The sequence below is a fragment of the Streptomyces sp. NPDC001858 genome (assembly GCF_053594615.1).
Window position 1 is genome coordinate 222659 of record NZ_JBSFEV010000004.1, and the last position, 13035, is coordinate 235693.

The 13035-nt window shown below is 71.9% G+C and carries 13 protein-coding genes; 10 read left to right on the top strand and 3 right to left on the bottom strand.

Annotation, left to right across the window (positions count from 1 at the left end; genetic code table 11):
• Nucleotides 1-30 precede the first annotated feature (30 nt).
• The 9 genes from ACWCPF_RS07705 to ACWCPF_RS07745 all read left to right on the top strand — a co-directional run bounded on the left by ACWCPF_RS07705 (nucleotide 31) and on the right by ACWCPF_RS07745 (nucleotide 7517).
• A complete protein-coding gene (locus ACWCPF_RS07705) occupies nucleotides 31-330 on the top strand; it encodes a hypothetical protein (protein WP_451044056.1) in 300 nt (99 codons plus the stop codon).
• On the top strand, nucleotides 314-454 hold the full coding sequence (locus ACWCPF_RS07710) for a hypothetical protein (protein ID WP_451044057.1): 141 nt from the start codon (nucleotides 314-316) through the stop codon (nucleotides 452-454). Before ACWCPF_RS07705 ends, ACWCPF_RS07710 begins: the two co-directional genes overlap by 17 nt.
• Nucleotides 455-478: 24 nt before the next feature.
• Nucleotides 479-607 carry a hypothetical protein gene (locus ACWCPF_RS07715; protein WP_451044058.1) on the top strand — a complete coding sequence of 43 codons (129 nt, stop codon included), beginning with the start codon at nucleotides 479-481 and terminating at the stop codon, nucleotides 605-607.
• Nucleotides 608-655: 48 nt separating this feature from the next.
• On the top strand, nucleotides 656-1126 hold the full coding sequence (locus tag ACWCPF_RS07720) for a hypothetical protein (protein ID WP_451044059.1): 471 nt from the start codon (nucleotides 656-658) through the stop codon (nucleotides 1124-1126).
• Nucleotides 1127-1133: 7 nt separating this feature from the next.
• A complete protein-coding gene (locus ACWCPF_RS07725; RefSeq protein ID WP_451044060.1) occupies nucleotides 1134-1739 on the top strand; it encodes an ankyrin repeat domain-containing protein in 606 nt (201 codons plus the stop codon).
• A gap of 158 nt (nucleotides 1740-1897) precedes the next feature.
• On the top strand, nucleotides 1898-2743 hold the full coding sequence (locus ACWCPF_RS07730) for an LLM class F420-dependent oxidoreductase (RefSeq protein WP_451044061.1): 846 nt from the start codon (nucleotides 1898-1900) through the stop codon (nucleotides 2741-2743).
• 77 nt (nucleotides 2744-2820) lie between these two features.
• Nucleotides 2821-5442 (top strand): bifunctional FO biosynthesis protein CofGH, encoded by a 2622-nt coding sequence (locus ACWCPF_RS07735; protein WP_451044062.1) that lies wholly within the window; start codon nucleotides 2821-2823, stop codon nucleotides 5440-5442.
• Between the two features lie 106 nt (nucleotides 5443-5548).
• Entirely contained in the window at nucleotides 5549-6136 is a 588-nt protein-coding gene (locus tag ACWCPF_RS07740; protein ID WP_451044063.1) for a hypothetical protein, read from the top strand.
• Nucleotides 6137-6398: 262 nt separating this feature from the next.
• Entirely contained in the window at nucleotides 6399-7517 is a 1119-nt protein-coding gene (locus ACWCPF_RS07745; RefSeq protein ID WP_451044064.1) for an ADP-ribosylglycohydrolase family protein, read from the top strand.
• Nucleotides 7518-7527: 10 nt separating this feature from the next.
• Here the strand turns inward: ACWCPF_RS07745 and ACWCPF_RS07750 are convergent, their stop codons facing one another.
• Nucleotides 7528-9087 (bottom strand): sodium:solute symporter family protein, encoded by a 1560-nt coding sequence (locus ACWCPF_RS07750; protein ID WP_451044065.1) that lies wholly within the window; start codon nucleotides 9085-9087, stop codon nucleotides 7528-7530.
• A 126-nt stretch (nucleotides 9088-9213) separates the two neighbouring features.
• Nucleotides 9214-10002 carry an SDR family oxidoreductase gene (locus ACWCPF_RS07755; protein ID WP_451044066.1) on the bottom strand — a complete coding sequence of 263 codons (789 nt, stop codon included), beginning with the start codon at nucleotides 10000-10002 and terminating at the stop codon, nucleotides 9214-9216.
• Nucleotides 10003-10093: 91 nt separating this feature from the next.
• Between ACWCPF_RS07755 and ACWCPF_RS07760 the strand changes: the two genes are divergently transcribed.
• Nucleotides 10094-10972, top strand: coding sequence for a hypothetical protein (locus ACWCPF_RS07760; protein WP_451044067.1), 879 nt, complete (start codon nucleotides 10094-10096; stop codon nucleotides 10970-10972).
• A gap of 74 nt (nucleotides 10973-11046) precedes the next feature.
• Here the strand turns inward: ACWCPF_RS07760 and ACWCPF_RS07765 are convergent, their stop codons facing one another.
• Nucleotides 11047-12987, bottom strand: a complete 1941-nt coding sequence (locus ACWCPF_RS07765) for an MFS transporter (RefSeq protein WP_451044068.1) — start codon at nucleotides 12985-12987, stop codon at nucleotides 11047-11049.
• Nucleotides 12988-13035: the final 48 nt, after the last annotated feature.

Here is a 13035-nt window from a genome sequence, read left to right on the forward strand (position 1 = left end):
CAGGGCAGCGCCATACTGGGAAGCGGAGCCATGACCGTCCACCAGGAGCAGACCATGAGCGCACAGCCCGAGCACGGCTGGGGAGCGATGCCCCTTCCGGAGATCCGGACCGTGGACGACCTGCGCAGCGCCCTCAGTCGCTACGGCTTTCCGGGAGACCGGGAGCGGTTCGAGGAGGAGCTGGCGGCGGCCGTAGGAGCTTCGCTCACGAACGATTTCGAGGGTGCCGCGGCGGTGGTGCGGGCCTACCGGCACCGGATCCTCATCAGGAACTCGCCCGACGTCATGGCAGCCCTGGAGGACGCGCGCGCCGGTGGGGGCAAGGCGTGAGCGAAGTCGGCTGGAAGAGGCCGAGCCCGCGAGGAAGGCGTTCGGCGATCTGACGGAGGGGGAGCGGGACGTCGTCCGGGACGCGCTCGCGTCGATCGCCCGCGACCCGGCGGCCGGTCGCTAGATCCCAGGCTGGCGGCCCCCTTCGGTGGAGTACACGTACACGACGCCCCTCGCCCGTGACTCGGCCGAGGCGATCACGGTCGTGTACACGCACACCCCCGGCATAGGAGTGACGGTCGTCTACTACTTCCGTGATCCCCAAGTGGTGGACTGATCACCGCTCCGTCAGAACCACTCGTCCCCCGACGATGTCTCGTCAGGCGTGGCGACCTTACTCTTCCTCGTTCTGACGCTCGCGCCGTTCCTGACGCCGTTCGTCGTCGTCGGCGCCGCCCTCGCGCTTGCCGTGCGGGCGTGGCGGCGGGAGTCGGGGGAAGGGTGGCGGGTGCCGAGTGGGCGGTCCTGTGGGTTGGTGGCGGTCATGGCCGGGGCCGCCGCGCTCGGGGCGTACGCGTGGGGCGTGATGTCCGGCTTCTACATCCTGGACCCGGATCAGCTGTGCGCGGCCCGGGGCGTGGCCGGCGAGTACATCGTGACGCGGATGACGTTGCCGGTCAGCGTGCAGTGCGTGACGGAGGAGGGCGCGGGCACCGAGATCGTGCCGGGCTGGGTGAACCCGGTCGTCTTCGGGGGGCTGGCGGTCTGCGTGGTCGCCGTCGGGGCGGGGGTCTCGTCGGGGATTCGCCGGTACGCCGCCGCCGGTCGTTCCGGTCGGGCCACTATTTCGGGATGATCAACGCGTGGACCTTGCTGAACAGTTGACGCAGGCTGCCTGGGAAGGCGACGCCGGTCTCGTCGTCCGGCTGCTCGGTGCGGGCGCCGATCCGAACGCCACGAACCGGGAGCATCGGACCGCGGTGGACCTCGCCGTGCAGGCGGGGCATGCCGAAGTGGTCCGGGTGCTGGTCGCGGCCGGGGCCGCCTTGGACGGGCCGGCGGGGCCGTACCACGAGCTCAACCTGATGTGCCTGGCAGCGATGTTCGGGTGTACGGAGGTCGTCGACGTGCTGCTCGACGTCGGGGTCCCGGTCGGCGAACGCAACCGGAGCGGGCTCGTGCCGGTGGTCGTGGCCGCCGGCTGCGGGCATCGGGAGACCGTGGCGCTGCTCTTGGACCGGGGCGCGGACGTCGACGACCGGCGTATGCGGAACGGCACGACACCCCTGGGCGTCGCGGCCTGGTCCGGGCATCTGGAGGTCGTGCGGCTGCTGCTCGACCGCGGCGCTCAGCCCACGGCAAGCGCACTCGCTTCGGCGCGCAGGGCTCTCGGGCATCGCCCGGCGGACCGGGAGCGGTACGAGCTCGTCATCGACCTGCTCACTCTCACTCCAGGAACATCGGATTAGAGCAGGCTTGTACGCAGGCTCACGCCAGCAATGCCGACCAGTCGGTATGGACACTCGCCCCGTCTCCCGGTACAGATGACAACGTCACCCCTCCCGGACCTTCCGACCCGCCGACCCGCTCACCCGCCGCCCGCAGCGAAAGGCCCCCCATGCCCCCCATGCGCATCGCCGTCACGATCTTCCTCACCGACGAGACGATCACCCCCATCCGCCTCGCCCGTGAGCTGGAGCAGCGCGGGTTCGCCGGGCTCTACCTGCCCGAGCACACGCACATCCCCGTCGAGCGCACCACCCCCTACCCCGCCGGCGGCGACCTGCCCCGCGAGTACGGCCGCACCCTCGACCCCTTCGTCGCGCTCGGCCAGGCCGCGGCGGTGACGGAGACACTGGGCCTCGGCACCGGCATCACGCTCGTCGCCCAGCACGACCCGATCGACCTGGCCAAACAGATCGCGACCGTGGACCACCTCTCCGGCGGCCGGCTCACCCTCGGCGTCGGCTACGGGTGGAACGTGGAGGAAGCCGCCGACCACGGCGTCAAGTGGCGTACCCGCCGGGAGTTGGTCCGGGACCGGATGCGGCTGATGCAGGCCCTGTGGGCGGAGGAGCCGACGGCGTACGACGGCGCGTACGGGAGCGTGCGGGCCAGCAGCGCCCACCCCAAGCCCGCGCAGAAGCCGCGGGGCCCGGTCACCGGCCCCCGCACCCTCGTCGGCGGCGCCGCGGGCCCGAAGCTGTTCGCGCACATCTGCGAGTACGCCGACGGCTGGCTGCCGATCGGCGGCCGTGGGCTGTCCGAGTCGCTGCCGGTGCTGCGCGCCGCATGGGCCGACGCCGGGCGGGAGCCGGATGCGCTCCAGGTCGTGCCGTACGCCGTCCAGCCGTCCCCCGGCAAGCTCGCCCACTACGCCGAACTGGGCATCGAGGAGACGGTCGTGCAGCTGCCGCCGGCCGGGGAGGCCGAGGTGCTGCGGGTACTCGACGACCTCGCCCGATTCCAGTGACACCGTGTAACGCCGACGGGGAGGGACGAATCGGACGTCCCCATCGGCCCTGATCAGCCCGAACGTATGCTCAAAGGATGACGACCTCCGCGACCTCCGGAACCGGCCCCACCGGCCCCACCGAGCGCCCGGGCGCCACCGCTCCGACCGAGAACTCCATGCGTCGCGCCCTCAAACGCGCCCGGGACGGCGTCGCCCTCGACGTCGGCGAGGCGGCCGTCCTGCTGCAGGCGCGCGGCGAGGACCTGCGGGACCTCGCCGCGTCCGCCGCCCGGGTGCGGGACGCCGGACTGGCGGCGGCCGGCCGGCCCGGGGTCATCACCTACTCGAAGAGCGTCTTCATCCCCCTCACCCGGCTGTGCCGGGACAAGTGCCACTACTGCACGTTCGTCACCGTCCCCGGCAAGCTGCGCCGCGCGGGCCACGGGATGTTCATGTCGCCCGACGAGGTGCTCGACATCGCCCGGCGCGGCGCCGCCCTCGGCTGCAAGGAAGCCCTCATCACCCTCGGCGACAAGCCCGAGGGCCGCTGGCCGGAGGCCCGCGAGTGGCTCGACGCGCACGGGTACGACGACACCATCGCCTACGTCCGCGCCATCTCCATCCGCATCCTGGAGGAGACGGGACTGCTCCCGCACCTCAACCCGGGGGTGATGAGCTGGACCGACTTCCAGCGGCTGAAGCCCGTCGCGCCCAGCATGGGCATGATGCTGGAGACCACCGCCACCCGCCTGTGGTCGGAGCCCGGCGGCCCCCACCACGGCTCCCCGGACAAGGAGCCCGCCGTCCGGCTGCGCGTCCTGGAGGACGCCGGCCGCTCCTCCGTCCCCTTCACCTCCGGCATCCTCATCGGCATCGGCGAGACGTTCGAGGAGCGGGCGGACTCCCTCTTCGCGCTGCGCAAGATCTCCCGCGCCTACCACGGCGTCCAGGAGCTGATCATCCAGAACTTCCGCGCCAAGCCGGACACCGCGATGCGCGGCATGCCGGACGCGGAACTCGACGAGCTCGTCGCCACGGTGGCCGTCGCCCGCCACATCATGGGCCCGTCCGCCAACCTCCAGGCCCCGCCCAACCTGGTGGACAGCGAGTACGAGCGCCTGATCGGCGCCGGCATCGACGACTGGGGCGGGGTCTCCCCGCTCACCATCGACCACGTCAACCCCGAGCGTCCCTGGCCGCAGATCGAGGAACTCGCCGAACGCTCCCGGGCCGTCGGCTTCGAACTGCGCGAACGGCTCTGCGCCTACCCGGAGTTCGTCCGGCGCGGCGAGCCCTGGCTGGACCCGCGGCTGCTGCCGCACGTCCGCGCGCTGGCCGACCCGGAGACCGGCCTCGCCCTGCCGGACGCCGTCGTCGAGGGCCGTCCCTGGCAGGAGCCGGAGGAGGTCTTCGTCGCGTCCGGCCGCACCGAGCTGCACCGCACCATCGACACCGACGGCCGCACCTCCGACCGCCGCGACGACTTCGACGAGGTCTACGGCGACTGGGGCGCGCTGCGCGAGGCCGCCGCCCCCGGCATGGCGCCCGAGCGCATCGACACCGACGTCCGCCAGGCACTGGCGACCGCCGCCGACGATCCGACGAAGCTCACCGACGCCGAGGCCCTCGCCCTCCTGCACGCCGACGGCCCGGCCCTCGACGCCCTCACCCGCATCGCCGACGACGTCCGCCGCGCCGCGGTCGGCGACGACGTCACCTACATCGTCACGCGGAACATCAACTTCACCAACGTCTGCTACACGGGCTGCCGGTTCTGCGCCTTCGCGCAGCGCCGCACCGACGCCGACGCCTACACGCTCTCCCTCGACCAGGTCGCCGACCGCGCCCAGCAGGCCTGGGAACTGGGCGCGGTGGAGGTCTGCATGCAGGGCGGCATCCACCCCGACCTGCCCGGCACGGCCTACTTCGACATCGCCCGCGCCGTGAAGGCCCGCGTCCCCGGCATGCATGTGCACGCCTTCTCGCCGATGGAGGTCGTCAACGGCGCGACCCGCACCGGCCTGTCGATCCGCGAGTGGCTGACGGCGGCGAAGGAGGCCGGGCTCGACTCCATCCCCGGCACCGCGGCCGAGATCCTCGACGACGAGGTCCGCTGGATCCTGACCAAGGGCAAGCTGCCGACGGCGACCTGGATCGAGGTCGTCACGACGGCCCACGAGGTCGGCATCCGGTCCTCGTCGACGATGATGTACGGCCATGTCGACCAGCCGAGACACTGGCTGGGCCACCTGCGCACCCTGGCCCGCATCCAGCAGCGGACCGGCGGCTTCACCGAGTTCGTCACGCTCCCCTTCATCCACACGAACGCGCCGGTGTACCTGGCGGGCATCTCCCGGCCCGGCCCGACGATGCGCGACAACCGCGCCGTCACGGCGATGGCCCGTCTCCTGCTCCACCCGCACATCCCCAACATCCAGACAAGCTGGGTGAAACTGGGCGCGGAGGGTGCGGCGGAGATGCTCCGCTCGGGGGCGAACGACGTCGGCGGCACGCTGATGGAGGAGACGATCTCGCGGATGGCGGGCTCCTCCTACGGCTCCTACAAGTCCGTCAAGGACCTGATCGCCGTCGCGGAGGCGGCCGGCCGTCCGGCGAAGCCCCGGACCACGCTGTACGGCGAAGTGCCGGAGGAACGGCAGCGCGCGGCGACGGCCTCGGACGGCCACCTGCCGGACCTGCTCCCGGTACTGGACTGAGGAACCGGGAGAGCCCGCGAGAGCCCGGGGGAACCGGGGGACAGCGGCCTCACAGTACGATGATCGGACCCCTCCCGGCCGAGGGGTCCCGTAGCTGAGGAGATGCGTGCCCGTGCCTGCCCGACGGCTTCCCTCCTGGGCCTGGGTCACCGGCCTGACGGCCGGCGCGATCGCCGTGGTCGTCGCGCTGACGGCACAGGCCGAGCAGGGCCCGCACCCCACGGCGTCCGCGGCCGGCCGCCCGAAAGCCTCGGCGTCGGCCGACGCGAAGCCCTCGGCCACGCCGAAGGCGTCGGCGACCCCCGAGGCGGCCCGGGTGCCCGACAGCTCGGGCGCCGGCCGCCGGATCGTCTACTCCCTGGGACAGCACCGGCTCTGGCTGGTCGACGCCGACGACACGGCCCGCCGCACCTTCACGGTCTGGCCCGGCACGGTCGACCCGGTCGTCGGCAGCTACACGGTGTCGCTCCGCAAGGACGCCATCACGGGCTCCGACGGCGTGGCCATCGAGCACGTCGTCTACTTCTCCGCCGTGTCCGGCGTCAACATCGCGTTCTCCAACGCCGTCGACGGCTCCTCCCCGCCCCCGGCCGCCGCCGGCGCGCAGACCGGCGGCATCCGCATGGCCAAGGCGGACGGCACCGCCCTGTGGGCCTTCGGCGAGACGGGCACGAAGGTCAGGGTCGTCGAGTAGGCGCTCCGCGAGGCGCTCCGCGAGGCGCTCCGCTGGAAGTGCAGAGATGCGCCGTCGTTCGCTGCGGCGCCGTCGTGGCTGGTCGCGCCCGCGCGGCGGAGCCGCATATGTCAGCGCCCCGCGCCCCTTAGGCGCAGCCGGCTTTGCGTCACGAGGTCTCCTCCACCCCTCCACACCACGGCCCAGGTACCGGGCGGTGCCAGAGTGGTGTTCGATTACAGTGACGAACGTCGTACGTACGGACGGTGCCCGGGAGGACTTGGTGGGTGCGACTGCCGGGCCCGTCTGGGGCCGTACCGAACAGCAGGACTTCCGCAGCCGGGTGCGCGGCACGCTGCTGGGCGCGGCCGTCGGGGACGCGCTCGGAGCGCCCGTCGACGGGCTCGGCATCGAGGAGATCCGGCAGGCGCACGGCCCCGAGGGCGTCGTGGACCTGGCCCCCGCCTACGGCCGGCGCGGCGCGATCAGCCACCTCACCCAGCTCACCCTCTTCACCGTGGACGGCCTGATCCGCGCCCAGGTCCGCCGGGACACCGGCGCCTGGCATCCGCCGACGGATCTGCACCGGGCGTATCTGCGCTGGGCGTCGACCCAGCGCGACTGGGGACCCGACCTGCGCCGCAAGGACGACGGCTGGCTCGCTCACGAGGAGTGGCTGTACGCCCGCCGCGATCCCACCCGGACCCTGCTCCTGGGCCTGGGCGACGACCGCATGGGCACCCTGGACGCCCCCAAGAGCCCCGGTGCGGCCGGGCCGGAGGTCGTCCCGCGCTCGGTGCCGTTCGGGCTGCTCGTCGGCTGGGAGCCGCAGCTCGTCGCGCAGTTGGCGGTGGAGTGCGCGGCGCAGACCCACGGCCACCCCACGGCGTACTTCTCCGCGGGCGCGTACGCGGTCGTCGTGCACGCGCTGGCCTGCGGCGAGAGCCTGGACGGCGCGGTGCAACGGGCCCTCGCCCATCTGGCCGCCCGGCCGGGCCACGAGCCGGTGTCGGAGGCCCTCCAGCGCGCGCTGGGCGCGGTGCGCCAGGGGCTGCCGGGCCCCGCGAGAGTGGAGGAGCTGGCGGGCCCCGGCACCGCGGAGACGGTCCTGTCCGCCGCCGTCTACTGCGCCCTGGTGGCGGAGGACGTCCGGCACGGCCTGCGCCTCGCCGTGAACCACGGCGCCCCCTCCGCCCCGACGGCCGCCCTGGCCGGCGGCCTCCTCGGCGCCCTCCACGGCGAAACGGCCCTCCCGCCGGCCTGGCTGGCCGAACTGGAGGGCCGTCCCACGATCCTGGAGCTGGCGGACGACTTCGCCATGGAGATGACCCAGGGCCCGGCCCTGCACAACCCGGCGTCCGCCTCCCCGGGCTGGCTGGCCAGGTATCCCCGGGGAAGCTAGTGCCGGACGCTCAGTCCTTGACCGGTACGGCGTCCCGCTGTTCGGGGATCCGTGCCGCCGCGCCCGACGAGTCGTCGTCCGTGTTGATCGTCTCGATGATCGCGAGGCGCTCCGGGGTGTCCTCCGGCTTCAGGAAGCCGACGAGGATGTAGAGGACCAGGGAGACGGCCAGCGGGATCGAGACCTGGTACTGGAGCGGGACCCCGCCGTCGATGTTCCAGTTGATCGGGTAGTTGACCAGCCAGAAGGCGAACAGGCCCATCGACCAGCTGACCAGCGCGGCCGTCGGCCCCGAGCGGCGGAACGGGCGCAGCAGACCGAGCATCATCGGGATCGCCATCGGGCCCATCAGGCCGGCCACCCACTTGATGACGACCGTGATGATGTCCTTGAAGGCGGGGGAGTTGACCTGCGTGGCCGCCGCCATGGACAGGCCGAGGAAGACGACGGTCGTGATCCGGGCCGCGATCAGTCCCGAACGCGCGTCCCACGCTCGCGCCTTGGCCGAGAGCACGGGTGCGCAGTCCCGGGTGAAGACGGCCGCGATGGCGTTGGCGTCGGAGGAGCACATGGCCATGGTGTGCGAGAAGAACCCGACGATGACCAGGCCCAACAGTCCGTGCGGCAGCAGCTGTTCGGTCATCAGGCCGTACGAGTCGGAGCCGTCCGGCTTCTGCGCGGTGACCAGCAGCGGGGACATCCACATGGGGAAGAAGAGGACGACCGGCCAGATCAGCCACAGCGCCGCGGACAGCCGGGCCGACCGCTCGGCCTCCTTCGGGGTGGCGGTGGCCATGTACCGCTGGGCCTGGTTGAGCATGCCGCCGTTGTACTCGAAGAGCTTGATGAAGAGGAACGCGAGCAGGAACACCGTGCCGTACGGGCCGACCAGCGGCTCGCCGTGGCCCTGCAGCGCCGGTTCGTCCCAGGCGCCGAAGAACCCGATGCCCTTGTCGTTGAGCTTCATGACGACGGCGACGAACATCGCGACACCGGCCAGCAACTGGATGACGAACTGGCCGAGTTCGGTCAGCGCGTCCGCCCACAGGCCGCCGATCGTGCAGTAGACGGCCGTGATCGCGCCGGTGATGAGGATGCCCTGGTTGAGGGAGATGCCGGTGAAGACGGACAACAGGGTGGCGATCGCCGCCCACTTGGCGCCGACGTCCACGATCTTCAGCAGCATCCCGGACCAGGCGAGCGCCTGCTGGGTCTTGAGGTCGTAGCGGTTCTTCAGGTACTCCAGCGGGGAAGCCACATGGAGTCGGGACCGCAGGCGGTTGATGCGTGGCGCGAACAGCCTCGAGCCGATGGCGATGCCGAGGGCGATGGGGAAGGACCAGGTGACGAACGAGGTGACGCCATAGGTGTAGGCGATGCCCGCGTAGCCGGTGAACATGACCGCGCTGTAGCCCGACATGTGGTGTGAGATGCCGGACAGCCACCAGGGCATCTTGCCGCCGGCGGTGAAGAAGTCGCTGACGTTGTCGACACGTTTGTGCGACCAGACGCCGATGGCGACCATGACGCCGAAATAGCCGATGAGCACGGCCCAGTCGAGACCGTTCATGTGCGCCCTCCCAGGGTTCAGCCCGGCGCTCATCGTGGGCGCTACCGCGTGGACACGACAAGTAACCGTCGGGTCAAAGGGAGGTAAAGGAATTCGATATGGTGGTTCGTGTTCAGGTACGTGAACTCATCGCATCAGCTCCCCGGCGTTGACCAGCAACGACTGTCCGGTGATCGCCCGCGCCCGGTCCGACGCCAGGAACACCGCCGCGTCCGCCACATCCCCGTCCGTGGCCAGCTCGGGCAGTGCCATCCGCCCGGTGAGCCGCCCCAGCACCTCCTCCTCCGGCACCCCCTCCGTGTGCGCGGTGAACTGGACGAACGCCTGCACCGGCGGCCCCCACATCCACCCCGGCAGCACCGTGTTGACCCGGATCCGGTCCGGCCCCAGCTCCCGCGCCAGCGAGTACATCGCGCTGGTCAGCGCCCCCTTCGACGCCGCGTACGCCGCCTGCCGCACCTGCGAGGGCGCGGCCACCGCCGACTGCGTCCCGATGAACACGACCGCCCCGCCCCCGCCCGCCCGCAGCCCCGCCAGACATGCCCGGGTCATCCGCAGACTGCCCAGCAGGTTGACGTCGATCACCGACTGCCAGGTCGTGAAGTCGGCGTCCGCGAGCCCGCCGAAGTAGGAGTCCCAGGCGGCGACCTGGACCAGCGCGTCGATCCCCCCGAACCGCTCCAGCGCCAGCGCGGCCAGCGCCTCGCACTGCCCCTCGTCGGTGATGTCGGTGGCCCGGTACGCCGTGCGCGCCCCCGCCGGGTCGATCTCGGCCGCGCTCTTGGCGAGATGCGCCTCGGTGCGCGCCCCCAGCACGGCGTTCCCGCCGTCCCGCACGACCGCGGCCGCGATTCTGTGGCCGAGCCCGGCCCCGACCCCCGACACGACGACCGTCTTGCCCGCGAGCAGTGACATCGATGACCTCCCGGCTCTGGCGTCTTATCTGACGGGGCGTCAGAGTAGGGGCCGGTGCAGGAGGACGGAAGAGGACGGAAGGGGACGACCCGTGAGCGACGAGACCCGCAGCGAGACATACGCCGAACTGGCCGCCGTAGGCCCCTACGGGGTCAGCCCAGGACACGCCCTGATCACCATGGTCGAACCGCATCCCGGCCACGAGTACGCCTACAACCGCTGGTACGAGGACGACCACTACTACGCCGGCGCGATGGCGATGCCCTGGATGTTCGCGGGCCGGCGGTGGGTGGCGACCCGCGATCTCCAGCTGCTGCGCCAGCCGGAGAAGTCGGCGATCGCCCAGCCCGTCACCGCGGGCTGCTACGTCTCCACCTACTGGATCACCGACGGCCGCTACGACGACCACATGCGCTGGACCGTCGGCATCAACAAGCGCCTCAACCGGGATGCGCGGGTCTACCAGGACCGCACCCACGTCTTCACGGCCTTCCAGGATCACGAGGCGACCGTCTACCGGGACGGCGCGGCCGGACCGCGGGACTTCCACGCCCTGGACCACCCCTACGCCGGCCTGGTCGTCGAGGTGATCGACGCCGAGAGCCCCGAGCAGCGCGCCGAACTCCTGGAGTGGCTGCGCGCCCGCCACCTCCCCAAGCGGCTGGCCGGCTCCCCGACGGCCATGGTCACCGTCTTCCGCCCCACCCCGCTCCCCGGCGACCGGATGACCTACGTCAAGCAGGTCGAGGGCGTCGACACCCGCCTGACCCTGCTCTGGTTCCTGGAATCCGACCCGAGGGACTGCTGGGACCCGCACTTCACCGGGCTGGCGGAGACGGTCACGGAGTCGGGCCTGGGCAGGGTGGAACTGCTCGCACCGTTCATTCCGACGGTGCCGGGCACGGACGCCTATGTGGCGAACCTGCGCACTACCAGCCTGTCTGGGGGTACCCCCTCTGGGGGAGATTGAGGACGAGGCCCGTTCAGGGCCGAAGCGGGGGCCCGGGGGCGGCAGCCCCCAGAGACGCCGACGTCAAGCCACGCTCACTTCAGCTCGTCCGGGCACGGAGTGCCCCGCGGCAGCTGATAGGGCGCGGCCAGCCGGTAGACCCCCGCCTGCGGAGCGACCAGCATCGTCCACTGGTCGCCCTCCGCGTCCTCCTCCGTCTCGAACAGGCAGCCGTTGACGTTGTCGTACGTCTTCGGCTCCCCCTCCGCCCGGTCCTTGGACGCGTCCGTCTCCTGCGGCGGCTTCAGGCTCTTGCCCTGTGCGTCGACGACGCTCAGCCACGGCGAGTACGGGATCCGGATCAGGATCCGCCCCGCCTTGCGCACGGTGATCGTCATCTCGCCCTGCTCGGCCCGCTGCACGACCGCGTTCGGCTCCGCGAGCGGGGCCGGGTCGGTGACCCGGAACAGCTGCCAGTTGGCGTCGCCCCAGATCTGCTCCAGATACGGCAGCCCCCGCTGCACCAGCTGCCGCTCCCGCTCGCCGCCGTCCCCGTCCAGCGCCTCCTTCGGGACGACGACGAAGTGCACGGCCCACCGCTGCAGCCAGTCGTGGTAGTTCGCGGAGTTGAGGGTGTCGTCGTAGAAGAGCGGGTTGCGCTCCATGTCGGCCTGGCGGTTCCAGCCGCGGGCGAGGTTGACGTACGGCGCGAGCGCGGACGCCTCCCGGTGCGAGCGGGCCGGCACGACCTCCACCCGCCCCTTCTCCGCGCCGACCCCCTGCAGCTCGTTGACCAGCGGCGCCAGCTCACGCGCCCAGGAGGCCGCCGGGGTCGTCCGCACGACGTCGTCGACCGACTTGAAGCCGATCCAGCCCACGAACCCGGCGAACGCGAGGACGATCGTGTACCACTTGCGGCTGCGCGGCACGGCGAACGGCAGCGCGGCCATCAGCACCACACCCGTGTACAGCATCGCCAGCCGGGTGATGTTGGAGCCGATCTGCGAGCTGATCAGCCACACCAGCAGCACCCCGAGCCCGTACACGGCCGCGGTGATCCGCACGGTCTTCCAGTCGCGCGGGGCCACGTAGTAGACGACCACCGCCGACATCAGCGGCAGCGACGCCGAGCCGAAGGCCATCGGCTGGGTGCCGGAGAACGGGAACAGCCAGGCCGAGACGGCGACGACGGCCGTCGGGGCCAGCCCCAGCGCCCACGCGCCGGGCCGCCGCTTCTGCAGGAACAGCGCGACGGCGACTATGCCCACGAAGAGCCCGGCCACCGGCGAGCCCATCGTGGCGAGCGCGGCGAGCGGCGCGGCGCAGGCGGCCTTCCAGTACCGGTGATAGCGCCAGCTGTGCGGCCAGCAGAAGACGATGGCGACCGCGCCCAGCGCGAACAGATTGCCGAGCCCGTACGTGACCCGCCCGGACGCGGCGTTGCACAGCAGCGCGAACACCCCGGCCAGCGCCGGCCACACCGGGTCCTTCACCGGCCGGCAGCGCAGCAGGACGAGGGTGAGGAGCCCCGCCGAGAGCGTCCCGGCGATCATCATCGTCGTCCGGACGCCGAGCACCGACATCAGATACGGCGACACCATGCTGTACGACACCGGGTGCATGCCGCCGTACCAGGCGAGGTTGTACGCGGAGTCGGGGTGCCGGCCGACGAACTCGGCCCACGCGTCCTGCGCGGCGAGGTCGCCGCCACTGTTCGCGAAAGTGAAGAACCAGACGAGGTGCAGGACTCCGGACAGTGCCGTCATGGACAGCACCAGGTGCCGGCGGAGCCGCTCGCGGAGAGGGTCGAGGGCGGCGCGCAGCCGCGACGGCTCACGCGCGGCGTCGGCGGCCTCGGCGGCCTCCGGGACGTGGCCCTGCTCGACGTCTACCACCGGGTCACGACTGTCTCGGTCGTCGCGGTCGGGGTCGTCGCGGTCGTGCTCGCCGGACTGGGGTGCGGGCACCCTCGCCCGCCGGCCGGCGTCCGGGCCCGGACCGGTGTCGTCGGCGCGTGTCGGCTCCGCAGTGGCCACCTGAAGGCACTCCCCGTGTCCCGTCTTCTGCTCTCGGTCGCTACCCGT